Consider the following 23,375-nt stretch of genomic DNA (forward strand, 5'->3'; position numbering starts at 1 on the left):
TTCGAGATGGCTGTGAAAGAGCCATTCAAGAAAATGAAGCGATGCGTGGGAGGGTAGAACTATGACCGAAGCGGGCAATAATGAAAAGCAAGCGGCGTCGGACCCGAAGCATGAGGGGCGCGATGATTATTTTATGGACATTGACAGAATGGTCAATGAAGGACTTGGCGGAGGAAATGTTACAATGCAGAACGGCCTAATTGATGAGTCAACGACGGACACGATGGAGCCGGAAGACAAATAACAGAACAAAGACTCTGTAGCTAATAGATGGAAAAGGAGGAAATGCTTCTGATGGATACGGCACGCGCTAAGCAAATATATGATTCGGATCAGACCATTGCCGTCCAGCTCGATGCAGATTCTGTCTGGATCGAAAATGTCGATGTGGCGAACGGCATGGTAACTGTAACGGTCGGTAATAACCCGATCCATACAAAAACGGTTTCATGTGACCGGCTGAAGGAAATCGAGAAGTAAGCTTTAAAAGCAAAAAGCGTCTAAGTAACCGTATGAGTTCATGCCCGCAGCATGAGTTCATATGGTTATTTTTGTATGGAAAAAAATGAAATTTTATCCTAGAATGAATCAGGGAATTATATTTTCATAATGTGTAAGGACAAGCAAGATGATTGGTAGAAGAGAGGGTGATAGGTTTGAACAAACAAGGGCAAGGTCAGCGGATAACAAGCTCCAAATGGATTAAAGGGATGGTTGGGTTTGCCATTTTACTGGGATTACTGAACGGTACGATATTCTCACAGTCGTCTTTTGCCGCGGGAGAGGAAGCATACACGGAGCAGGAGGAGGCAGTCCAGAATAAGAAGCTCATTTCGGAGGAGCAAGCTCTTCAACGTACAGCCAAGCTATTTCCAGGATTGCTGGAAGCAGGGGAAAACGAATTATCGGTCAAGCTCGATGAAGAGGATGAAACCAAGCCTAAATGGAACATCAATTGGAAGCAGAGCTCGACTTCAAATCAATATGTGACTTCAGTTCAGGTGAACGCTTTGAACGGTCAAATTATCGACTATTTTAACACGTTGCATGCTGCAGCCAAATCAATCTATCCTCTAAAAGCGACACTGGAGCATGCAGATGGGAAGGCAAAGCATTTTATAGCTAAAATGATACCAGGCATAAAAGAATCCGATCTGATTCTTGAGTCGGAGGATACGCAGTTTAGCAAATCATCTTTATTTTATCCGGCTTATTATTCTTTGAATTATCATTTGGTTATTAACGGATTTTCTTCCGATGAAGAGAGTGTTAACGTCATTATTAATGGTAATGGCGATGTGGTTGCATTTAGCGCCTATCTTACCGATGCCGTCTATCCGAAGCCGGATTTGAGAGTAACGAAGCAGCAGGCGGAAGACAAATTTAAAGATGAAGTGGAGCTCGAATTGTTTTATATACCAACTTATGATGAGAATTATAATTACGACAATCCGCTAAAAAGCGACTACCGTATGGCTTATGGGGATAAGAGCAATGCAGCTCCCTATATAGATGCTAGAACAGGCGAAAAGCTAGGGCGTTGGAGCAACGGAAACACGGAGGGAAAAATCATATACTCTGAGTTGAAATCGTCGGCTTCGCCATTTAAACAGCCCGAGAGCGGGACATTATCCGAAGATCAAGCTTTAGCGGCTATTTTGTCAAGGATAAGTATTCCGCCTGATGCAACGCGTGGCAATGCTGCCTATCAGGATGAATGGTATGGTGGCGACCATTCGGTGTGGGAGTTAAATTGGCAATTGCAAAAGGAGGCTGCATTGCAAAAAGAAATGACTGCAGCGGTAGACGCAGAGACAGGGCAGCTGCTTGCATTCTATTCGAATATTAGAGAAAGTGAAAACGATACTGAACTCGCTGCGAAGCAGCCGAGTATTTCGATGCAGACCGCGAAGCAGAAGGCGATTGATCTTGTGACAGGTGTATTTCTAGATGCGGCCAAATATTTGCGAATAGAGAGCGACGTCTTCGTGTATACGGATAATGGACAAACCTTTTATACCTTTTATTTCAACCAAGTATACAACGGTGCGCCTGTTGGAGATAGCTACGCGAGGGTAACGATGGATGGGGATGGCTATTTATGGGAGTATATTCGATCGTATGTGGACCCCGAGAAATTGGAGAAGAAAATAAGCACTCTCAAGCAAAATGTAACTCAGGATAAAGCGCTCAGTGTGCTACAGAACGCGATTAGTGCTGATTTGATTTATATAAATCAGAGAATTTCTGATGCTGCTGGAGAAAACGAAACTGCGGTCAAGCTCGTTTATGAAGCACTTATTAATAAATCGAACGACGATCATATCGTAAATGCAGTAACGGGTGAGCTAGAGCTCGCTTATAATGAAACGCAGCTTCCAGTTATTGAGACCATCAGCAAGCCAACGGATATTGATAAGCACTGGGCGAGTAATCAGCTTGGAATGATGATCGAATATGGTGTTTTGGAGGCGGATGAAGACGGAAAGCTCTATCCTGATTCCACCATTACCGTCGGAGATTGGATAGCGATGTTAGAAAGAGTCGTACATGGCAATAGTGATAATTACGGATCTTTACCATTTGATATTGAAAGGGACTTTGGTGGATTGGAAGAAGATGAGCCTGAAGATGACTATCCTGTTTTTACTTATGAGCAAGAATGGCTGAAGGTATACAAAAACGAGGAATCGGAATTTTTCGAGCAAACCTTAACGAGGGATCAGCTTTCATTAATGCTCGTGCAAATGCTTGATTACGATAAGCTATCGGTTTTTATGAATAAGGATAAGGACATCACCTCTTTAAAAGACGCTTCATCCATTCAAAATAAAGGGGCCGCTGCGCTCGCTATTAAACTTGGATTGCTGACGTCCTCAGGAGGCAAGTTTCACCCAAATGCTCCCGTGACTAAAGCTCAGGCCAGCGTACTATTGATTCGTCTCGCAAACTTACAGGACAAGCTGGATACCCCACTTATTTAAAAATGTTGAGTCAAATAAACCTGGCTGCCAATTCGGCAGCCAGGTTTATTTTATTACGTATTCAGCCGCCATAAGCGTCACGGAACGCTGCACAGAGCTCAGCGCGGTTAACTTCCCATAGCTCCGCGATTTCCGCACTGACATTGTCGTCCCACCAGTCGGATTGCACCTTGCGGTTGCTTTCATTTTCAACGATCCACTTGAGATTAAGAATGACTTTTTTGAAATAGACTGCCTCTGCCTGATCCATTTTTTCTTTGGATATCCATAGCTTCATCCGCTTTACGGTTCGGTACAGCTCGTTGCTGCAGGCCCTGCGTATTTTACGCGCGGTCGGATAGCCGGCATTATGCTTGGGAGCATTTGTTTTCATCGATAACCGACTCCTCTCTTTATCCCATATGTATGCGGATTGGGAGGAGTAGGTCACTGCGGAGCGGTTCAGGATTGTCTGTTAATCGTTAACGGTTATGTATCCGACCATCGGGCCGCCATGGCGCATATCGGTATGGGTGAGGCAAATAATCGGGTAGGTGCCGGCTTTTTCAGCGGTAAAGCGGACAATTGTTGTTTTTCCTTTCGAAACCTCGCCGCGGATGCCAAGGCCTTCAACAACAAACGGGTGAGAATTTCCGTTTACGCCTGTTATGTGCAGTTCTACCGGCTCGCCTTTGTTGACGACAATCGAACCGGGGTCCCAGCGATATACCTCAAGTTCCTTGCCGTCTGCGGTTGTCGTGCTGTATTCGCCTGTTACCAGCTGGAACACACGCGGCTCTGAAGGCTGTGCGTTAACCTCTCGAGAACGGTCCCAGCTTAAGTAGACACCTGTCAAAATGATCAAGACAGCGACGACGATAAACAGTTGAATTTGCCGCTTGCTTACAATAAAAACCTTGGCCATGAAACGATCACCTCATCCATTCGTATCATTATAGGCTAGTCTATGCATGGGCTTGTCAGCACATGACAAAAGTGGAAGGCTGTCCTTATCGTATGTTAGAATAGCTTCAGCGTAAGCGAAAGACCTATTTGAAGAAGGAAGGCGGATTGAGAGCAGGAATGGATTTTATTCATGAATTATTGGATGGCGTGCTGCAATGGGTGGAGAGTTTAGGTTATTTCGGTATTTTAATTGGACTTTTAATTGAAGTCATTCCAAGTGAAATCGTATTGGGCTTTGGCGGGTATCTCGTATGGAAAGGAGATATTTCCTTCTGGGGCGCGGTTTTGTTCGGAACGCTCGGCGCGATCGGTCAGAACTGGATTTTGTACTGGATCGGCAGATACGGCGGCCGTCCAATTGTTGAAAAGTACGGCAAGTACATTAAAATCAAAAAGAAGCATGTTGATATTTCCGAACAATGGTTTATTAAATACGGAGCGGGCATTGTGTTCACCGCGCGTTTTGTTCCTGTAATGAGACAGGTTATTTCGATTCCTGCGGGCATGGCGCGCATGAACTTTGGCTTATTTACGCTGCTCACGGCGCTGGCATCTCTGCCGTGGTCCATTTTGTTTGTTTATTTGGGCAGATCGCTTGGCGAGAATTGGGACAAAATCGACGAAAAAGCGGCACCTTATGTCCAGCCGGCCATTCTGATTGCGATCGCATTGCTGATCGTCTACGTGTTATTCAAATTTGTACGCTCGCGCCGTAAATCGGTATAATGAAGAGTGTAAGCATACTTTTTATTTTGCGTAACGTTAAATAATAGATGAAAGAGGGATTCTGATGAGCAAGAGCATAGCAGATAAGCTGGGCAAAGGCATTAGCCCGCAGCAATTTATCGACGGCATGACTAAAAACAAGGAGCAGTTTCTGGATTGGTCCGAGAAGTTTGTCTGGTCCGATGAAAGCGATAAGGAGTATTTCGAATCGTTGAACAACCGCGATGATCTTCGCGTATTGATTTTGATGGCAGATTGGTGCGGTGATGTGGTTCGTAACATCCCTGTCGTGTTCAAAGCGCTTGAGAATAGCGGCGTTCCAACGGAGGTTCTGATCATGGAGGAGCATTTGGATACGATGGATCAATTTTTGACAATGGGCGGACGCTCGGTACCAGTCGTTATTATTGCTGATACAGGTGGAGCCGTACTTGGTCAATGGGGCCCTCGCCCAACGCATGTTCAGGAAGCGATGGTCGCATTCAAGAAAGAAAATCCGGATCGCGATGCGGCTGATTACCAAGACAATCTTGCTGTGACTAGGCAAGAAATTGGCCGCCGATATGGCGAAGGTACAGGTTACCAAAGCGTTATTGTGAAAGAGCTTCGCACTTTGCTGGAGTCATTCTAAGATCGCGATGACAACGACGATGCGAATTGAAACCTTCACACTTGGACCGATCCAAACCAACGCTTATCTCATATCCGTAACCGAGCCTGCGGCAAATGAAAACGAAAAACCGAAGGAGCGGGCGATTGTCATCGATCCGGGCATGAATCCCAAAAAGCTGCTTGAGCGGCTTGAAGGCGTACAGGTAGAAGCCATTCTGTTGACACATGCCCACTTTGACCATATGGGCGGAGTAGACGAGCTGCGCAAAGCGGCTGGCTGTCCTGTCTACATACATGATCTGGAAGCGGATTGGCTGACAGATCCACGCAAAAACGGTTCGATGCGATGGCAGGACGTTACACCTCCATTATCGACCGATCCGGCCGAATATGCACTTGCGGAGGGACAAATCTTGAAGCTGCTCGGCTTATCCTTCCGAGTCATGCATACGCCTGGGCATTCGCCGGGAAGCGTCAGCTTTCTCTGCGATAACCATCTTTTCTCAGGAGATGTGCTGTTCAAGATGTCTGTAGGCCGTACAGACCTGCCGGGTGGACGCGAGAGGGATTTATATGATTCCATTCGCTTGAAGCTATATAAGCTAAGCCCGGAGGTTATCGTGTATCCAGGGCATGGCGGACGTACTACCATTGGCTTCGAAATGGCCAATAACCCTTATACGGGAGCATGATGGATAGGAAGGGGCATGAGGTTTGACAGATACGAAGGTTCAGCCATATATAGAGGATGCTGAAAACGGAGCAGGGAAGCAGAAGCTGACAACGGAGCAAAAGACGGCTGAGAGTCAACGTATCATAGCCGGTATTGCCGCACAGCTAGCGATTCCCGCCAGCAAAGTGAAATCGGCGGTCAGCCTGTTAGATGAAGGCAATACGATACCGTTCATCGCACGTTACCGCAAGGAAATGACAGGCGAGCTCGATGAAAATGACCTGCGGTCCATTGAAGAGAAGCTGCAGTATATGCGGAACCTTGAGGAACGCAAGCGCGAGGTCATTCGATTGATTGATGAGCAAGGCAAGCTGACGGACACTCTCCGCGCTGATATCAACAAATCAGTGAAGCTGCAGGAGATCGAGGATCTCTACCGGCCTTATCGGCAAAAACGTAAAACAAGAGCAAGCGTGGCAAAGGAGAAAGGTCTCGAGCCGCTGGCGGATTGGCTATGGTCCCAGCCACGCAGTGGTGATCCGCTCGCGGAAGCAGCTCGTTACGTGAATGAGGAGAAGAGCGTGCCTACGGCTCAAGATGCGCTTAACGGCGCAATGGACATCCTTGCAGAGAACATTGCTGATGATGCGTCAATAAGAGCCTGGGTCAGAAAGTTCACCTTCGATCAAGCCCTGCTCAAAACCGATGCCAAAAATCCCTCCGAGGAAACGGTTTACGAAATGTATTACAGCTATCAGGAGCCGGTACGCAAGCTACCACCTCACAGGGTGCTGGCGATTAACCGCGCAGAGCGCGAGGACGTGCTTCGCGTAAACTTTGAATTGCAATCGGAGCGCATCCATGAGCATATCCAGCGGAGGCTGCTCCGCAACGGCATCGCACAAGGCGTACGTGACGTTCTAACGGCTGTTATTGAAGACTCCTATAAACGACTTATCTCGCCTTCTATCGAACGGGAGGTGCGCGGTGAGCTGACCGAGAAGGCAGAGGAGCATGCGATTTCGATTTTCTCCGAGAACCTGCGCAATTTGCTTCTGCAGCCGCCGGTTCGAGGAAACGTCGTACTAGGCGTCGATCCCGCTTTTCGGACGGGCTGCAAGCTTGCGGTCATTGACGACATTGGCAAGCTGCTGGAGGTTGCCGTATCGTACCCTACGCCTCCTAACAATAAGGTAGCTGAAGCAGAAAAATTGATTAACGGATTAATTGACAAGTACAAGGTAGAGCTGATCGTAATCGGAAATGGCACCGCGTCCCGCGAGACCGAGCAGTTTATCGCAACCTTGATTGGCAAGCGCAAAGCAGCGGGAGCAGGCGGTCCAGAGCTGAAATATATCATCGTAAATGAAGCGGGAGCAAGCGTGTATTCAGCCTCTAAGCTTGCACAAGAGGAATTTCCGTCACTTGACGTGGCGGAGCGGAGCGCGGTTTCGATTGCACGAAGGCTGCAGGACCCGCTCGCTGAGCTTGTGAAGATCGAGCCGAAGGCAATCGGAGTCGGCCAATACCAGCATGACGTTAGCCAGAAGCGCTTGGATGAAACGCTGGGCGGCGTAGTCGAGTCTGCGGTCAACCATGTTGGCGTTGATGTCAATACGGCATCAGCGTCGCTGCTCTCCTATGTAGCTGGCATTAATGCGACAATCGCCAAAAACATCGTAAAGTACCGCGATGAGAACGGTCGATTCGTGAAGCGAAATCAATTGCAAAAGGTGCCTAGGCTTGGCGCCAAGTCCTATGAGCAATGCATAGGCTTCTTAAGAATTGCGGAGCCTGTCAATCCGTTAGACAGTACGCCTATCCATCCGGAATCGTATGAGGTGGTAGACAAGCTGTTTAATGAGCTCGGTCTTAAGCTGAAGCAGCTTGGCTCTGATGAGCTGAAAGCTAAGCTCGCGGAGCTGGACGCGGACCGCATTGCCCCTACGCTTGGCGTGGGTGTTCCGACGCTACGCGACATCATGGACAGCTTGCTTCGGCCAGGCCGTGACCCGCGTGAGGAGCTGCCTCCACCGATTTTCCACACGGACGTGCTGAACATCGAGGATTTGTCCCCAGGGATGGAGCTGCATGGAACGGTGCGCAATGTCATCGACTTTGGCGCTTTTGTGGATATCGGCATTAAAAACGATGGGCTAGTCCATATTTCGCAATTGAGCGATAAGTTTGTCAAAAGGCCGATGGACGTCGTATCCGTCGGTGATACGGTTACGGTGTGGGTGCTTAGTGTGGATCTCAAAAAAGGCCGCGTAAGCTTAACCATGCGCAAGCCTAACTAACAAAGCCATATAAAGGGTTTGCCTGATTGCTGGCAAACCCTTTATACTTTAAGGAATACATGGGCATCCCAAACTACCCCACAAGAGGAGTGAGATGACTATGAAAGTAGACCGGTTAACTAGCTCGGCACAGCCCAAATGGTTTGGGCTGGCACTGCAAGCACTCGTCGTTCTTTCGCGTAAATCAGAAGTATACCCGAGCGCGGCGATTGCCGACCGGTTGGAGTCAGAAGCTACGCTGCTGCGCAAAGTTCTGGCGAAGCTGGCGGCCGCACAGCTCATTGAAACGCGGGAAGGCCGTGACGGAGGATACCGGCTAAAGCGACCTCCAGAGCTTATTACGCTTGCAGATGTTTATAGAGCTCTTAAAGTAGGGGAACCGCTATGCAGCGGCATGTTGGACACCATTGGCTGCAGGGATTCGAATGCGCATATGCAGTCTGCATTCGTTGACATTGCAAAGGAAGTTGAAGAAAAGACCCTTGAAACGTTGCAGCAGCATACCATTGCCCAGCTTGCGCAGAGAACGCTGCTTCACTCTTCTTAGATCAATGAAAATTTCACAAATTCACCTAATTGACAAATTCGTATTGAGCAACGTATACTGTGTATGTAAATGTTACAGTTCATTCCGCTGTTTACTGTGCAGCAACAGACACAGTATTATTTTTGAGAATAACTGAGTAAACTGATGCACAGATAAAAATAATCCTTTGGAGGGAAACCCAATGTCTAACACGCAAACAGCTTCACAAGTAAATGCTCAAAATAATGATGGTACAGCTCCTGCTTTTTATACCGTGCTTGACGAGCGTCGTTCCGTTCGTAAATACGATAGCAGCGTAGTTATTTCAGATGCTGAAATTAATGAGATTCTGGAAATCGCAACAAAAGCCCCATCAGGCTCGAACATGCAGCCTTGGCGCTTCCTTGTCATTACAGATGCTGAGCTTAAGCAAAAGCTTCTTCCGATCGCATTTAATCAACAGCAGGTCGTAGAAGCTTCGGCGATTGTTGTGATCTTGGCGGATACGGAAATGTACTCTTTATCTGAACAAATATACGGAGCTGCAGTAAAAGCAGGTTACATGACAGAAGAAGTGGCGAACAACTTTATCACGAACTCCACCAACATGTACTCGAGCTTGCCTGCTGAGCGCTTGAAGGATATTGTTATTTTCGATACGGGCCTTGTCGCTATGCAAATTATGCTTACTGCACGCGCTAAAGGCTACGATACGGTTCCTATGGGCGGTTACAATAAGGATCAATTGAAAGAGCTGTTCAACATCTCGGACCGTTACGTGCCAACCTTGGTACTGCCAATCGGAAAAGCTGCGGCTGCTGGACATCCAACGACGCGTTTGCCGCTTGAAGACATCGTTTCATACAACGCCTTCAAAGCTTAATGCTGCAAGAGGAGCTATGCAAACAAAAACCGGCCCAGCGATTGCGCTGAGGCCGGTTTTGCTTTGACAATATAAGCAGTTATTCGCTCACATGTATAACTTCACTTATATTTACTGCAGACGCATATACCCTTGCTTCATGACAGGAATCGTATGCAGTTATGTGCTTCAAATGGATCTTTATTGGATCTCGATGCCGTTGCTGATTTCCTTCGGACTTTGTTTATTACGGTAGAAATACCAGCAGTCATTAAGCAGCTTTATTTGTCTGCGATCCTTTTTCTGGAAAGCGCGCATGAGTTGATTGCACAGCCACTGTGGCATACGTATCGTCCTCCTCCCGGGCCTAACTTGTTGTAATACTACAATATGGGGGAGGGCGAGTGTCCGTGCAGGTCCAACCTAAATGCTCTGTTCCTCTTCGTACTCCTCATACCACTGTTCGAGTTGCGCCTGCAAAGCGCGTATTTCTGTCAGCAGCGAAATGAGCGGATACGACTTTTCTTGCACGCCGGCAAAATCCTTCTCCAGTCCATTAATGTAATCAAGCCCGGAAACAATTTGGATTGACGAATCATGAAGCTCGACATTGCTGCATTCCGCAATCGCGTAAGGCAAGACCGGAACATGCTCAGCCGTCAGCTTGTCGATTTCCTTATGAAGACGAAGGTTAAGCGCGCTTAGCTGGTAAGCGTGCGATTCGGGCATTTCCACAAAAAGAACGGTATCCTCTTGTTTCAATAAGACATAGCGCATCGTTGCCATAATAGTTGTTGTTCTCCCCTCGGTATGCATCCGTACGTATTTATGACATATTTAATAATTCCTACTTGACAGTGTAGCCTATCACGGCTTTAAAATTCAAGTAGTTGGGGGAGAATAATCGATGAACAATGAGGCTTTGCAGCAATGGGTTGAGCAAGTATCGATCACCTATTTCGGACGTCCTTTTCTGCATAACGCGACGTTTAATGCCCGCTTGAAGGCAACGGGCGGACGTTACTTTACGCGCTCGCACAATATTGAGATCAGTCCGCATCAGCTTGTTGCATTCGGGCACGAGGAAACAGAAAAAATCATTAAGCATGAGCTATGCCATTATCATTTGCATATTATGAAGCGGGGCTACCAGCATAGAGATCCGGATTTTAAAACCTTGCTGGCTCACGTTGGGGGCTCTAGATACTGTCAGACGCTTCCTGAACGGGCACAACGGAAGCAGCAGCCGTTTCGATACAAGCTCGTATGCATCAAATGCGGGATGGAGTATTTGCGGAAGAGAAAGATTGATCCATCCAAATACGCTTGCGGGAAATGCCGCGGAAAATTAAAGCTTAAAGTGATTGACAATCAAAATGCTACATGATATATTATTACTTGTCACTTTTACTTTTCCCTGATAGCTCAGTTGGTAGAGCACTCGACTGTTAATCGAGTTGTCACAGGTTCGAGTCCTGTTCGGGGAGCCAGATTTGGAGAGATACCCAAGTGGCTCAAGGGGACCCTCTGCTAAGGGGTTAGACTGCGTAAGTGGTGCGAGGGTTCGAATCCCTCTCTCTCCGCCACCATTTTTCACATTAGTTTGCAACGGCAGGACCGTTCATCCGGTCTTTTTTATTTGCCACATAGGCTGCAGGTTTTGTGTAATGGCATTAAAGTAATGAATAAATGGCCCGTTGGTCAAGTGGTTAAGACACCTCCCTTTCACGGAGGTAACAGGGGTTCGAGTCCCCTACGGGTCACCAATTTTGCAAAGTGTACGAGCTCTAAGGGGTTCAAGTGCAAATAACAGCGAGAGCCATTAGCTCAGTTGGTAGAGCACCTGACTTTTAATCAGGGTGTCGAAGGTTCGAGTCCTTCATGGCTCACCATTTCTTAGTACAACTAAGCGAATGTGAGTGAAGGATAACAACATATAAATGTGCGGTAGTGGTGGAACGGCAGACACGCTATCTTGAGGGGGTAGTGTCCCATGGACGTGCAGGTTCAAATCCTGTCTACCGCACCATAACTTACTTCTTGCCGATGTATATAGGTGAACTTAGAGGGTGTCATTGCATGAGCACTTTTCTGATAGGTGATGCCACTTTATATTCAGATCATAAAATCTGACTAGAGAGTGGTTTTTTCGTTATAAGTTACTCGAACCGTCCAAACAGATGCATCATTAGAGATGAGGAGCTGTAAACATGAAAATAAACTTAAACTTTACGAACAAGGGTCAAGCGGCGATTGGGAAATTTAATAACGAGGAATTGCTTGAGATTTTTGGGAGATACAGCAATACCTTGATGAAAAAATATTCCATTGAAGTTACCGTTCCCGCAGAAGGCAATGAAGCCATTATTGAAAAAGGCGTATTGTCCGTTTATGTTGATAAAATTGAATGCGACGTAGAAACGTTCTTCAAGGAGCTCGGAAGAGATGTTAAAGTTCCGCTAAAAAAGAGACTTACTCCTGAAGATAAACTGGATAACGTATTTAAAGCGGAGACGATTGAAGCTTAATCTAATTGCTTGGAATAACAGTTGAAAAATAATGCTTGTACTTCAGTTGAATAGCTGATATAATCATTTTTGTTGTCTCGGATAACATTTGTTATCTGTAAGAATGGCCCGTTGGTCAAGTGGTTAAGACACCTCCCTTTCACGGAGGTAACAGGGGTTCGAGTCCCCTACGGGTCACCAATAATCCTCAATGTGTATCAGCTCTAATGAGCTCGGATCACGTCACAGTGAGAGCCATTAGCTCAGTTGGTAGAGCACCTGACTTTTAATCAGGGTGTCGAAGGTTCGAGTCCTTCATGGCTCACCATTTACTCAGCTTGCAAGAGCGGGAGTAAGGGAACCTTCAACATTTAAATGTGCGGTAGTGGTGGAACGGCAGACACGCTATCTTGAGGGGGTAGTGTCCAATGGACGTGCAGGTTCAAATCCTGTCTACCGCACCATACTTTATAAACATTGCGACTCTAGCCATAGAGTCGCTTTTTTGCGTGGATATGCTGATTTCACGCTGATGTGGTCAAATAATATCGATAATCGCTTGGATACCGCAAAGTAGCGTTATTTTTACACAAACTATGCATACATTTGGCAGCGCTTCCTTGGTAAGCTGATCTCAAGAACTTGAAGGAGGTCGAAGCTTTGCTTAAAGTAGCCATTATTGGATCAGGAGCTATATCGAATGCGCATATCGAGGCATACTTGAATTTTCCGGAACGCTGTCAGGTCGTTGCCATCAGTGATATTTATATGGAAAAAGCGGAGGATCGCATCATACAGCATCAATTAGACGCACGGGCTGTTTCTGACTATAAGGAACTTCTGCAGCAGGAGTTGGATATGGTTTCGATTTGCACGCCGCCTTATACCCATGCGGAGATTGCTGTCGCTTTTCTTGAGGCAGGCGTACACGTTCTCGTTGAGAAACCGATGGCTTCGTCGCTAGAGGAGTGTGATGCGATGAACGAGGCAGCTCGAAAAAACGGGAAGCTGCTGTCGGTCGTTGCCCAGAACCGCTTCAAGTCACCGATGATGAAGCTGAAATCGGTGATCGATAGCGGATTAGCCGGTACAATTGTGCATGCCCAGATTGATTCGCATTGGTGGCGCGGTCACAGCTATTATGATTTGTGGTGGCGGGGAACGTGGGAGAAGGAAGGCGGCGGCTGTACGCTAAACCATGCTGTTCATCATATTGATGCATTGATATGGATGATGGGTCGGCCAGCCGAGGTGCAGGCATTTATGACGAACGCGGTGCATGACAATGCGGAGGTAGAGGATTTGTCGATCGGCATCTTGCGATACGGTGAAGGCGCTCTCGCTCAGGTTACGAGCTCGGTCGTGCATCATGGAGAGGAGCAGCAGCTTGTTTTCCAAGGGACGAAAGCACGTATATCGGCACCTTGGCGTGTAGTTGCGTCTACCTCGCGGGAGAACGGCTTTCCTAATCCTAATAAGCTGCTTGAAGATGAGCTGGAGCAGCTATACGAGACTTTGCCTGAGGTTATCTTTGAGGGGCATGCTGGGCAGATTGATAATGTTCTTGCCGCTATCGAAAGCGGGACTCCGCTGCTCATAGATGGCGTAAGCGGGCGACAAACGTTAGAAGTCATAATAGGCATTTATAAAGCGGCAAGTACAAGGCAGCTTGTCTCCTTCCCGATCCAGGCGGACGATCCGTTTTATTCACGAAGCGGAATGCAAGCAAATGCCACTCATTTCTATGAGAAAACTGGCTCGATAGCGAGCTTCTCGGATATGTCAATAACTGTAGGCAGCGATTACAAGACGCAAGGCTAACGCGGCATCGGATAACGTTTGCTTCGGAATTGCTTTCGATATTGATGCGGAGTGATACCTAGTTGTGTTTTGAATAACTTGCAGAAATAAGAGCTATTTGTTAGTCCTATCTCTTCACCAATGCGAGCGATGGAGTAATCGGATGCGGTTAGCAGCAGGATGGCTTGCTGTATTTTTTTTGCGGAAACGTAGTCGGATATGCTGCTCCCCGTACACGCCTTGAACAAATGAGAGAGATGGTGGGGCGATAAGTGCAGCTCGCTCGCGATTTGCTCCAGCCGCAGCGGCTCTTTGTAATGCTCCTGGAGCCATTCTAATATTCTCTCTGCTTGGTGAGGGACTCTCGAAGCAGATTGGGAGTCAGAAGGCTTCTGCTTCTGCTCCCAAAGCTGCTTGAAGATTCGAAGGAAGGCAACTAGAAATAAGGAGTATTCCTCGTAGATATCGCTTTTAGGCAATAACGGCAAAGTCCGCTCCCAGTTGCTGAGCAAGCTATCAAGTGGTCCCGCAGCCCCTGAATCATACATGCATTGCTCTCCTAGGCTTCCCATATGAATATGTTTATAGAAAGCTTGAAGATTAGGCCATTTCTCCATATATGCTTCGAATAAAGTAGGCTCGTAATGTACAATCGAACGAATAAAAGGTGTGCTTTCGCTCAAATCGACTTGAATATGGTGAAGCTGATAAGGCTGGAATATGCATAACATGCCCGGCGCAAGCTTATAGCTTTTTTGTTCAAGGATGAGGGTGCCTGTGCCTTCGTGTACGATTAATATTTCAACGCCTTGGTGGGCATGAAAAGTCCCTTGATAATGGTCAGCCTTATCGTTTAGGCGTTTGTATGTGAAGTAGAGAGGGAGGTCTCGTAGGTTGAGGCTATGAATATCTGACACGGCAGGCACATCCTTGCTTCAAAAATTAGCTTTGTCTCATTAGTGTATCATCTTGTCTATTGGGGTGGAAATATCAATTATGGCCTAATGGTAACACGCGTATTGATCGGTACGATTCTGGAGAGGGCGACAACATCCTCATTGTACATACGAATGCAGCCATGTGATACCAAATGGCCGATGGATGCGGGATCATTGGTGCCATGTATGCCGTAATGCGGCTTCGAGAGTCCCATCCAGAAGGCGCCGAACGGACCGCCGGGGTTGGCTTGCTTATTGATGATAAAAAATTCACCAGTAGGGGTTTGTGTGACCATTCGTCCAATGCCTACCGGAAACGAGCGGATAACGATATTGCTGTCAAGCAGGTGAAGCATCCGGTCGGAAAGATCGACAATTATGCGGTAGTCAGGCATGGGATTCACTCCTTTTCCTTATCGTATGATGCGGGACAGGCGATGGTTTCATCGAGGATGAAAAAAGGATAAGCCGCAGAGGCCGATTTCAGAAGTAAGCTGGAGTGATTTTATTAAAACTGGCTAGAAGAAATGATAAGCTGGTGGTGACACCTCCTAATTAAATAGTGAGAAGTATAATAGAATATAGTTACTTTTATCGTTAGAGAGTGAAGCGGGTGTATGAGTGGTGGTAAGAGCAAGCGTGAGAAGCGTGCGAGTGGCTGTTAGCGCATTTCGTCGAAATAGCGAGTAGCGAGAAGCGGGAGAGTGGCTGTAAGAGCAAATAGGTTCTTACAGCGCGCGAGCGGCAGGGTTTGAGGAGCTGWAAGCAYACGGGCGTGCTTACAGCSTCGGAAAAGCGAGTGTGAGAAGCGGACGAGTGGCTGTAAGCGCAAATAGGTTCTTACAGCGCGCGAGCGGCATGGTTTGGGGAGCTGWAAGCACACGGGCRTGCTTWCAGCGTCGGAAAGGCGAGCGTGAGAAGCGGACGGATGGCTGTAAGCAYAAATAGGTTCTTACAGCGCGCGAGCGGCAGGGTTTGAGGAGCTGAAAGCACACGGGCGTGCTTRCAGCGTCGGAAAAGCGAGTGTGAGAAACGGGTGAGTGGCTGTAAGAGCAAATAGGTTCTTACAGCGTGTGAGCGGCAGGGTTTGAGGAGCTGAAAGCACACRGGCGTGCTTACAGCCTCGGAAAATCGAGTGTGAGAAGCGTGCGAGTGGCTGTAAGCATAAATAGGTTCTTACAGCGCGCGATCGGCGTGGTTTGGGGAGCTGAAAGCACACGGGCGTGCTTATTGTTTATAGAAACTGGAAAAGGGTAGCTATGTATGCTGTTAATCCCTAACCTTTGCAAACACAGCATTTATATAGGACTATGAATTAGCAGTTATTCATAATTGGATAAAAAATCTCTTTTTGGCTTGCATAGGCCTGAACGAATAAATGGTTCTATTCTATCTTGTAGCTCGTCCAAGATAGCGAGTGTCAGCTTAAAGAACATGGAGATAGTAATGTGATAGAAATGGGATAGTAATGGATAAGAGAAAGCAGCTGTCCATGTTTGGTTCGCCCAATTGTTAATCCGAAGAATACAAGCAAGCTTTTACCAATTTGGAAAGGCTATTATTTATCGCTGTAAAAGCGGTGAATGCTATACAAAAAGATGGTGACCAGCCGATTGGTTTCGTGCATAATCATGCTAAGTAGGAATAAGAAACGTATTCTAGCGAGAACAGGGGTGTCGTTTATGATCGTCGTAAGTGCTTGTCTCGCTGGATTCGAGGTGAGATATAACGGAACGCACAGCTTGAATGAAACCGTGCGGGAATTGCTGGAGCAGAAAAAAGCGGTTTCGGTATGCCCGGAATTGCTAGGAGGCTTTACGACGCCGAGAGAACCGGCAGAGATCATAGGCGGCGATGGGGATGATGTGCTTGATGGTGCTGCTAAGGTATTCGAAATATCGGGCCGGGATGTTACGGCGCTTTATGTGAACGGTGCTCATTTGACACTTAAGAAAGCCAAGGAAGTAAAAGCAGTGGTGGTCGTTCTGAAAGAATACAGTCCATCCTGCGGCAGCGCCATGATCTACAATGGCGAATTCAAAGGAGTAAGAGCAGTTGGGAACGGCGTAACGACCGCTTTGCTAAAAAGGAACGGCATAATGGTGATTTCGGAGGAAGAGCTGAGCGATTATTTGGCATTGGCTCAGATCAAAGTGTGAGGATATCGCGTTAATGAACAAAGGGTGCTTGCATAATATGCAGGCACCCTTTGCTCTGTTGATGACCCGAGGATTCAAAGTCATTGGACAGCTTCATGACCTGAACAGCTTAAACAACTGGCTGAGCACAAACGCGTCAACGTTATGCAGGCACCCTTTGCTCTGTTAATGACCCGAAGATTCAAAGTCATTGGACAGCTTCATGACTTCGAACAGCTTGAACAGCAGGCTGAGCACAATCGCGACAACGGTGGCAAGCGCCATGCCCGTCAGGGAGAAGTCGCCAATCGAAAGCTTAACACCGCTAAGTCCCGTTACAAGCACGACAGTCGTTAGAAACAAGTTGGTCGGCTTGCTGTAATCGACTTTGGATTCCACCAGCATCCGGAAACCTGATGCAGCGATAACACCGAACAGCAGCAGCGATACGCCTCCCATTACAGGAGCGGGGATACCGGAGATCAAGGCTGAGAACTTGCCCGAGAATGAGAGTACGATCGCAATTACCGCGGCGCCGCCGATTACAAACGTGGAATAAACCTTCGTAATGGCGAGTACGCCGATATTTTCACCGTAGGTCGTATTAGGCGTTGAGCCGGCGAAGCCCGACAAGATGGTGGAAATGCCGTTCCCAAGCATGGAGCGATGCAGCCCTGGGTCTTTGGACAGATCCTTGTCCACGATGTTGCCTGTCACGACGAGGTGACCGATGTGTTCGGCGATTACGACTAGCGAAGCAGGCGCAATCGCGATGATCGCCGTCCACTCGAATGCAGGGAAGGTGAAATGCGGCAATTGAATAAAGCCGTTCTCCGCAAGCTTGCTGAAATCGGTAAAGCCCATGAAATAAGCCAGCACATAACCGGTAACGATCCCAATTAGAATCGGAATGATGCGCATGAAGCCGCGGAAGAGCACGGAGCCAAGCACGGTAACGGCGAGCGTTACGGTGGAGAGCGTAACGATTTGGGGATCCATGGCCCACGAGGCAGCGGCAGCGGGCTCCAAATCTGTCGGCATGATCCAGCCGGCCATGCGAGCGGCAACAGGGATAAGCTCTAGTCCGATAATCGCGACAATGGCTCCCATGGCGGCCGGAGGAAATACGACGTTAATCCAGCCCGTGCCTGCAGCTTGGATAATGAGCGCAACGATTGTGAAAATTACGCCGGATATAATAAAGCCGCCAAGCGCAGCTGCGTAATTACCGCCTCCGGCAGCATGATCGCCAATGACAGCGCCAGCAGGTGCAAGGAACGCAAAGCTGGAGCCAAGGTATGCCGGGATTTTATTCTGGCATATCCATAGGTATAGCAAGGTGCCGATTCCGTTCATTAGCAAGCAGATCGCCGGATCGACGCCGAGAATATTCGGAACGAGCACGGTTGAGCCGAACATGGCGAATAGATGCTGTAAACTGAGCAGAAAGCTTTGCAACGCTGGCGGCCGATCAAGGACCCCAATTGCATTTTTCATGATGTAATTGCCTCCAATTATATGTAGTTTGAAAAAAGACCCTTGATGATTCTACATATTCAGTATCGGTTTGGCAAGTGTTTTCTTAATCATAGGATAGATCTAAGCGAATATATTAAGGAAGAAGGGCGGTGACGGCATGGAACTATGGGCTATCTGGCTTGTGCTTGCTGGTATTTTGCTGGTCGTTGAAATGCTTACGCTTACTTTTTATTTGCTGTGGCTGGGCATTGGTGCCGTAGTAGCAGCGGTTATCGATTGGATCTGGCCTGGATCGCTGGTGCTTGAGCTGGTGGCGGGCTGCGTGGTGGTGCTCGTGCTGACGATCTTCACGAAGCCGCTGACTCGTCGCTTTCATGCCGCGGCGGAGTATAAGGATGCGGTTGACGACTTGGTCGGGAAGCACGGGCTTGTGCTGGAGGCCGTGGGAGCCGATTCGCCGGGCATCGTGAAGGTAGGCAACGAAACATGGAGCGCGCTGTCGACGGTAAGGCTGGAAAAGGGCGAAACGGTTGTTGTTGTGAGTCGCGGGAGCGCGGTGCTTCATGTGCAAAAATGGGGAGGTTAGCGGCATATGGGTATTATCGTAGCGATTATATTATTGGTTATCGTCATTGTATTTGTGGCTTTATCGGTCAAAATCGTACCGCAGCAAAGGATAGGCGTTGTGGAACGCCTCGGGAAGTTCAATCGCCTCCTGACGCCAGGTGTCAATATTCTGATCCCGATTATCGATCATGTACGCACGTATCATGACCTGCGCATTCAGCAAGCTAATGTACCGCCGCAAACGGTCATTACGAAGGATAACGTTCAGGTGAAAATCGACACGATCATTTTCTATCAGGTGACGGGCCCTGAGCAGGCTACATACGGCATCTCCGATTACGTGTACGGTGTGCGCAACATCAGTACGGCGACTATGCGGCAAATTATCGGTAAAATGGAGCTGGATGAGACGTTGTCCGGACGGGAAAAAATATCGTCGGACATTCGGATTGCACTCGATGAAGCGACGGAGAAATGGGGCGTGCGCATCGAGCGGGTAGAGGTGATCGATATTCAGCCGCCGGTTGATATTCAGGATGCGATGGATAAACAAATGAAAGCCGAGCGAAGCAAGCGGGCAATGGTGCTTGATGCGGAAGCGGCGAAGCAGGACATGATCCTGCGCGCGGAGGGAGACAAGCAAAGCAAAATTTTGAAAGCGGAAGGGGATAAGGAGGCGCGTATTCGCCAAGCAGAAGGGCAACGGCATGCACAGGAGCTTGAGGCGTTAGGCGAGGCGAAGGCGATCCAATCGATCGCGGAGGCAGAAAAAAGCCGAATTGAGCTTATTCGTTCAGCCGGCTTGGACGATAATATTCTCACGTACCGATCGCTAGAAGCGCTTGCGGAGATAGCCAAAGGGCCAGCTAACAAAATATTCATCCCAACACGAGCGGTGGATACGCTCGGCAGCATCGGCGCGATGGGAGAGATGCTGCGGGCAAGCAAGGAGTAAGCGGCTGGCATATCCGATAGGAGAACAGCGGAACAGAGGGAAACCTTATTGTTCCGCTGTTCTTTTCTTTGAAGCGGGGACGAGCCATCGGAAGACTGTTGTTTTGATCCAGCTAGATTGAATATTTGGAAGGGATTGACACATAAGCGTATTACGCACATAATACACTTATGATGTATTAATTGATTGGTACGCACAAATGTTCGGGATGAGAGGGAATGCGATGAACACAATCGAAGGCTGGACGGAAGTCGCTTTCAACAATAGGGACCCCGTGTACATGCAGGTAGTCAGACATTTCAAGGAGCGAATTGCAACAGGCCGCTCCACGGCGGGGCAGATCATTCCATCACGAAGAGAGCTTGGCGCATTCATGAAGATAAACCCGAATACGGTGCAGAAAGCTTATAAGGAAATGGAGGATCAGCAATTGATTATAACGGAGGGCAATTCTCCCAGCAGGATTACGAGCGACACGCGAGTATTGAACCAAATACGAGAGGAGCTGCTTGGCGACGCGGTTCGGGATTTCTGGGGAAAAGTGAAAAATATCGATGTCCCGATCGAAGAGCTGCTGCTGCTGGTAGAGCGCCATTTCAGGGAAGAGGGGGAAAAGAAGTGATTGAGGCAACCGGTATCCGTAAACGTTACCGCGGCAGAGATGTGCTGAATAATGTTTCCTTCACGGCAGAGAAGGGAGAGCTCACCTGTCTTATCGGCGTGAACGGGGCAGGAAAGTCGACTATTCTGAAGTTGATCATGGGGCTGGCTCCGTTAACTGCCGGGACGATTCGAATAGACGGACAAGCGTTGGAGCCGAAGCTGTATGAGAAGATCGCTTTTGTGCCGGATCATTTGACGATGCCCTCCGGCATGAGGCTGTCGGAGGCGCTCCGGTTTATGGCTGATTTCTATGAAAGCTGGAATGAGAAACGGGCAGACGAGCTGATGCGGTTTTTCCGGCTGGAGCATTCGGCGAGAATCGGCAGCCTGTCGAAAGGAATGGCGGCTAAGTTTAATTTATTGCTCGGTTTTGCTCAGGATTCCGATTATCTGCTGCTGGACGAACCGTTCTCCGGCATTGATCTGTTCAGCAGGGAAGCCATTACGGAGGTGTTCACCAGTGATTTGATGGAGCATCGCGGCGTCCTGCTTACGACGCATGAAATCGGGGAAATGGAGCATCTCATTGACAAAGCGGTTTTATTGAAGGATGGCAAGGTAAACCTTTCGTTTCATTGCGAGGAGATGCGCAGCGAGAAAGGAAAATCAGTCATTGATGTCATGAGAGAGGTGTACGGGGCATGATCCGTTATTTAAAGCTGGTCCATATGGAGATTTACCGCTTTCGCATCGTACTCATGGTATTAATAGGGGTAACGGCGCTTTGCCAGATGAGCGCTTTAATCTGGACACTGAAGAGGGCGCTTAGCGATTTGCGGGGCGAGCATCCGGAAGCGGGTACTTATTTCTCGTCGATCCCTCTTCGAATTACGTTTGAATGGGCCATGTTTAATACGCAAATGTGGTTTATCATACCGGTGCTGCTTTGTATTTCCGTGCTCTCATTGTATGTTTTCTTTATATGGTATCGGGATTGGATCGGACGTAATGCCTTTATTTATCGATTGCTAATGCTTCCAACGGCAAGGCGAAATATTTATCTGGCAAAAATAACCGCGTTGCTGCTGTTCGTTTTGTCGATTGTCGGTTTCCAGCTCGCAATGCTCCCTGTACATGAGCTTGTCATCAGGCTTGTCGTGCCTGCAGAGCTGAGGGCTGACTCCCATATCATTGATATCATTAGCAGCAATCAAGCGCTAGTCGAGCTTATCCCTCGCCAGTTCGAGCAGTTTTTTTATATGTACGGCGCAGGGGCAGTCGTTGTAGCCGCTGTGTTTACGGCCATTTTGCTGGAACGCAGCTATCGCCGACTGGGCATTTTGTATGGGCTGCTGTATTTGTCAGGCTGCGGGTTGTTAGTGGCGTCTCCGATGCTGTTATTTGGCACTAATGAGAGCGTCATTTATTTGTATCCTACGGAAATCTACCTGATGTTATTGCTGCTATTCTTGCTCGTAGCCAGCGCATCCGTGTGGCTTGGCATGAGACTGATCGCCAAAAAGATTACGGTGTAAGGAGAATGTACATGAGGCGTTACTGGTTTTCCATACTGATCGTTCTGCTTGCAGCGGGCGGTATCGGCACTTATTACTTGATAGGCATTCGGGACCATTTGCCCGAATATATTATCGAAACCGTCCAAGGCGATGCCAAGGAAGGCGCGGCGGTCGTGCTGTCAGGCTCCCATTATGGAGCGATGCGGTCAGAGCCTTTAGACGTAACCACGGAAGGCAGTAAGTACTTGGGTAAGAATCTGCATTTAAGAGAACGCATGGCGAATGCAGGTAAATGGTTTTATCATGATCTAAACATACAGCAGCTACTGAAGGATCATAAAGCCTTTATGCGAGGCAAAAATAATAGCGGCCGCTTTTACCGAGACGCGGAAATGGTGATTTATGCCAAGTTGTCCACAAGCACGCGTCATACGAATGCGCCTTACGCCAAGCTGGAGCTGTCCATGCTCGACGAGGCAACGGGGAAAGTCGCCACGTTCAAGTCGATTGCGCTCGATGAGCCGGAACAGATCTATAACATCATGAACGTACAGCGCATAGATAACGAGGTGCATATTCTATTCCATAAATATGAAAGCCATGCATCCAATTTAGTGGTATACGCCTTTGATAGCGGTACGGGTAAGCAGCTTCGCCGGATTGATTTGAAAAGCCAGCTAAAGAGCACGGCAGCGGATTATGATCTGAGCTTGATCGCTAACGAGAGCGTGAGCAGACCGAGCGATATCATTTATTTTACGTACAGCGAAGGCAGCGAGGCGCTTAACCGAAAGAATTATGCCTATTCCTATCGGACAGGGAAGCTGTCCGAATTAAGCGAGACGTTGTGGGGGCCTGACATCGGCGAATTTTTTACTTACAGCTTGCAGCAGGATCAATTTTATTATGCGGAAATTGCACCGGACGAGGTGGTCCTGTCTTTGTATCATACGAAGACGAAAGCGAGAAAGCGCGCATATGCCACAGTAACCGCGAAGCAGCTTGGCGTGGATGAGATCCAATCCGTGCAGATTCAAAGGGATCGAGCATATCTTGGATTAGAGAAGGCGGGCGTGAAGGGAGCTGCAGTGCTTCGGCTTGAAGACGGCAAGCTGCTGTTCGAGGGGTTCGCCGTACAAGCAAGCGGGAATGGGCAGACGGACGAGGAAATGAAGAGAAGGCTTCATTTGAATAATGTAGTAATTGAACGCAAGCTCTAAGACTAAGGATATCGGAGAGTACG

General features: G+C 48.1%; 26 protein-coding genes and 8 tRNA genes. 27 read left to right on the forward strand and 7 right to left on the reverse strand.

Features of this window, described 5'->3' with window-relative positions; all coding sequences use genetic code 11:
* Window positions 1-61: 61 nt before the first annotated feature.
* The 3 genes from AB4Z29_RS19025 to AB4Z29_RS19035 all read left to right on the forward strand — a co-directional run bounded on the left by AB4Z29_RS19025 (window position 62) and on the right by AB4Z29_RS19035 (window position 2,984).
* Entirely contained in the window at window positions 62-244 is a 183-nt protein-coding gene (locus tag AB4Z29_RS19025) for a hypothetical protein (RefSeq protein ID WP_441944593.1), read from the forward strand.
* A gap of 50 nt (window positions 245-294) precedes the next feature.
* Window positions 295-480, forward strand: coding sequence for an H-type small acid-soluble spore protein (locus tag AB4Z29_RS19030; protein WP_441944594.1), 186 nt, complete (start codon window positions 295-297; stop codon window positions 478-480).
* A gap of 176 nt (window positions 481-656) precedes the next feature.
* A complete protein-coding gene (locus tag AB4Z29_RS19035) occupies window positions 657-2,984 on the forward strand; it encodes a YcdB/YcdC domain-containing protein (protein ID WP_441944595.1) in 2,328 nt (775 codons plus the stop codon).
* A 61-nt stretch (window positions 2,985-3,045) separates the two neighbouring features.
* Here the strand turns inward: AB4Z29_RS19035 and AB4Z29_RS19040 are convergent, their stop codons facing one another.
* Window positions 3,046-3,357, reverse strand: coding sequence for a dehydrogenase (locus AB4Z29_RS19040; protein WP_441944596.1), 312 nt, complete (start codon window positions 3,355-3,357; stop codon window positions 3,046-3,048).
* A gap of 81 nt (window positions 3,358-3,438) precedes the next feature.
* Window positions 3,439-3,888, reverse strand: a complete 450-nt coding sequence (locus AB4Z29_RS19045) for a cupredoxin domain-containing protein (protein WP_441944597.1) — start codon at window positions 3,886-3,888, stop codon at window positions 3,439-3,441.
* Window positions 3,889-4,046: 158 nt separating this feature from the next.
* On the opposite strand from AB4Z29_RS19045, the gene AB4Z29_RS19050 reads away from it, so the two are divergent.
* The 6 genes from AB4Z29_RS19050 (at window position 4,047) to AB4Z29_RS19075 (ending at window position 9,649) form a co-directional block, all read left to right on the forward strand.
* Window positions 4,047-4,655 carry a DedA family protein gene (locus tag AB4Z29_RS19050; protein WP_441944682.1) on the forward strand — a complete coding sequence of 203 codons (609 nt, stop codon included), beginning with the start codon at window positions 4,047-4,049 and terminating at the stop codon, window positions 4,653-4,655.
* Window positions 4,656-4,719: 64 nt separating this feature from the next.
* A complete protein-coding gene (locus AB4Z29_RS19055; protein ID WP_441944598.1) occupies window positions 4,720-5,286 on the forward strand; it encodes a thioredoxin family protein in 567 nt (188 codons plus the stop codon).
* Between the two features lie 7 nt (window positions 5,287-5,293).
* Window positions 5,294-5,959, forward strand: coding sequence for an MBL fold metallo-hydrolase (locus tag AB4Z29_RS19060; protein ID WP_441944599.1), 666 nt, complete (start codon window positions 5,294-5,296; stop codon window positions 5,957-5,959).
* Between the two features lie 22 nt (window positions 5,960-5,981).
* Complete coding sequence (locus tag AB4Z29_RS19065; protein ID WP_441944600.1) at window positions 5,982-8,240, forward strand: Tex family protein; 2,259 nt, start codon at window positions 5,982-5,984, stop codon at window positions 8,238-8,240.
* 94 nt (window positions 8,241-8,334) lie between these two features.
* Window positions 8,335-8,787 (forward strand): RrF2 family transcriptional regulator, encoded by a 453-nt coding sequence (locus AB4Z29_RS19070; protein WP_441944601.1) that lies wholly within the window; start codon window positions 8,335-8,337, stop codon window positions 8,785-8,787.
* A 181-nt stretch (window positions 8,788-8,968) separates the two neighbouring features.
* Window positions 8,969-9,649, forward strand: coding sequence for a nitroreductase family protein (locus tag AB4Z29_RS19075; RefSeq protein WP_441944602.1), 681 nt, complete (start codon window positions 8,969-8,971; stop codon window positions 9,647-9,649).
* Window positions 9,650-9,829: 180 nt separating this feature from the next.
* On the opposite strand, the gene cmpA is transcribed toward AB4Z29_RS19075, so the two are convergent.
* Complete coding sequence (gene cmpA / locus AB4Z29_RS19080) at window positions 9,830-9,973, reverse strand: cortex morphogenetic protein CmpA (protein ID WP_441944603.1); 144 nt, start codon at window positions 9,971-9,973, stop codon at window positions 9,830-9,832.
* Window positions 9,974-10,051: 78 nt separating this feature from the next.
* Window positions 10,052-10,414: a hydrolase/acyltransferase gene (locus AB4Z29_RS19085; protein ID WP_441944604.1), complete on the reverse strand. Its 363-nt coding sequence runs from the start codon at window positions 10,412-10,414 to the stop codon at window positions 10,052-10,054.
* A gap of 121 nt (window positions 10,415-10,535) precedes the next feature.
* On the opposite strand from AB4Z29_RS19085, the gene AB4Z29_RS19090 reads away from it, so the two are divergent.
* The 11 genes from AB4Z29_RS19090 to AB4Z29_RS19140 all read left to right on the forward strand — a co-directional run bounded on the left by AB4Z29_RS19090 (window position 10,536) and on the right by AB4Z29_RS19140 (window position 13,956).
* Window positions 10,536-11,015: a SprT family protein gene (locus tag AB4Z29_RS19090; RefSeq protein WP_441944605.1), complete on the forward strand. Its 480-nt coding sequence runs from the start codon at window positions 10,536-10,538 to the stop codon at window positions 11,013-11,015.
* Window positions 11,016-11,042: 27 nt separating this feature from the next.
* Window positions 11,043-11,118 (forward strand) — tRNA-Asn (locus tag AB4Z29_RS19095).
* 5 nt (window positions 11,119-11,123) lie between these two features.
* Window positions 11,124-11,214, forward strand: a tRNA-Ser gene (locus AB4Z29_RS19100).
* Window positions 11,215-11,319: 105 nt separating this feature from the next.
* Window positions 11,320-11,394 (forward strand) — tRNA-Glu (locus AB4Z29_RS19105).
* A gap of 50 nt (window positions 11,395-11,444) precedes the next feature.
* A tRNA-Lys gene (locus AB4Z29_RS19110) sits at window positions 11,445-11,520 on the forward strand.
* 52 nt (window positions 11,521-11,572) lie between these two features.
* Window positions 11,573-11,657, forward strand: a tRNA-Leu gene (locus AB4Z29_RS19115).
* A 181-nt stretch (window positions 11,658-11,838) separates the two neighbouring features.
* Entirely contained in the window at window positions 11,839-12,156 is a 318-nt protein-coding gene (locus AB4Z29_RS19120; RefSeq protein ID WP_183559217.1) for a hypothetical protein, read from the forward strand.
* Between the two features lie 105 nt (window positions 12,157-12,261).
* A tRNA-Glu gene (locus tag AB4Z29_RS19125) sits at window positions 12,262-12,336 on the forward strand.
* A 51-nt stretch (window positions 12,337-12,387) separates the two neighbouring features.
* Window positions 12,388-12,463: transfer RNA gene (locus AB4Z29_RS19130), tRNA-Lys, on the forward strand.
* Window positions 12,464-12,514: 51 nt separating this feature from the next.
* Window positions 12,515-12,599, forward strand: a tRNA-Leu gene (locus AB4Z29_RS19135).
* Window positions 12,600-12,795: 196 nt separating this feature from the next.
* Complete coding sequence (locus tag AB4Z29_RS19140) at window positions 12,796-13,956, forward strand: Gfo/Idh/MocA family protein (protein ID WP_441944606.1); 1,161 nt, start codon at window positions 12,796-12,798, stop codon at window positions 13,954-13,956.
* Here the strand turns inward: AB4Z29_RS19140 and AB4Z29_RS19145 are convergent.
* Both AB4Z29_RS19145 and AB4Z29_RS19150 read right to left on the reverse strand, forming a co-directional pair.
* Entirely contained in the window at window positions 13,953-14,852 is a 900-nt protein-coding gene (locus tag AB4Z29_RS19145; RefSeq protein ID WP_441944607.1) for an AraC family transcriptional regulator, read from the reverse strand. The genes AB4Z29_RS19140 and AB4Z29_RS19145 overlap by 4 nt on opposite strands.
* Window positions 14,853-14,929: 77 nt before the next feature.
* On the reverse strand, window positions 14,930-15,268 hold the full coding sequence (locus AB4Z29_RS19150; protein ID WP_183559202.1) for a L,D-transpeptidase: 339 nt from the start codon (window positions 15,266-15,268) through the stop codon (window positions 14,930-14,932).
* Window positions 15,269-16,555: 1,287 nt separating this feature from the next.
* Here AB4Z29_RS19150 and AB4Z29_RS19155 point away from each other — a divergent pair.
* Window positions 16,556-17,032: a DUF523 domain-containing protein gene (locus AB4Z29_RS19155; RefSeq protein WP_441944608.1), complete on the forward strand. Its 477-nt coding sequence runs from the start codon at window positions 16,556-16,558 to the stop codon at window positions 17,030-17,032.
* A 165-nt stretch (window positions 17,033-17,197) separates the two neighbouring features.
* Here AB4Z29_RS19155 and uraA read toward each other — a convergent pair whose 3' ends face one another.
* Window positions 17,198-18,508, reverse strand: coding sequence for a uracil permease (gene uraA / locus AB4Z29_RS19160; RefSeq protein WP_441944609.1), 1,311 nt, complete (start codon window positions 18,506-18,508; stop codon window positions 17,198-17,200).
* Between the two features lie 139 nt (window positions 18,509-18,647).
* On the opposite strand from uraA, the gene AB4Z29_RS19165 reads away from it, so the two are divergent.
* The 6 genes from AB4Z29_RS19165 to AB4Z29_RS19190 all read left to right on the forward strand — a co-directional run bounded on the left by AB4Z29_RS19165 (window position 18,648) and on the right by AB4Z29_RS19190 (window position 23,352).
* Window positions 18,648-19,076, forward strand: a complete 429-nt coding sequence (locus tag AB4Z29_RS19165) for an NfeD family protein (RefSeq protein ID WP_441944610.1) — start codon at window positions 18,648-18,650, stop codon at window positions 19,074-19,076.
* 6 nt (window positions 19,077-19,082) lie between these two features.
* Window positions 19,083-20,012, forward strand: a complete 930-nt coding sequence (locus AB4Z29_RS19170) for an SPFH domain-containing protein (protein ID WP_441944611.1) — start codon at window positions 19,083-19,085, stop codon at window positions 20,010-20,012.
* A gap of 223 nt (window positions 20,013-20,235) precedes the next feature.
* Complete coding sequence (locus AB4Z29_RS19175; RefSeq protein WP_441944612.1) at window positions 20,236-20,634, forward strand: GntR family transcriptional regulator; 399 nt, start codon at window positions 20,236-20,238, stop codon at window positions 20,632-20,634.
* Window positions 20,631-21,320 (forward strand): ABC transporter ATP-binding protein, encoded by a 690-nt coding sequence (locus AB4Z29_RS19180; RefSeq protein ID WP_441944613.1) that lies wholly within the window; start codon window positions 20,631-20,633, stop codon window positions 21,318-21,320. The genes AB4Z29_RS19175 and AB4Z29_RS19180 overlap by 4 nt, the downstream gene beginning before the upstream one ends.
* Window positions 21,317-22,150 carry a hypothetical protein gene (locus tag AB4Z29_RS19185; protein WP_441944614.1) on the forward strand — a complete coding sequence of 278 codons (834 nt, stop codon included), beginning with the start codon at window positions 21,317-21,319 and terminating at the stop codon, window positions 22,148-22,150. Before AB4Z29_RS19180 ends, AB4Z29_RS19185 begins: the two co-directional genes overlap by 4 nt.
* Window positions 22,151-22,161: 11 nt before the next feature.
* A complete protein-coding gene (locus AB4Z29_RS19190; protein ID WP_441944615.1) occupies window positions 22,162-23,352 on the forward strand; it encodes a hypothetical protein in 1,191 nt (396 codons plus the stop codon).
* Window positions 23,353-23,375: the final 23 nt, after the last annotated feature.

This window comes from Paenibacillus sp. 2TAB23 (assembly GCF_052115165.1).
Lineage (GTDB): Bacteria > Bacillota > Bacilli > Paenibacillales > Paenibacillaceae > Pristimantibacillus.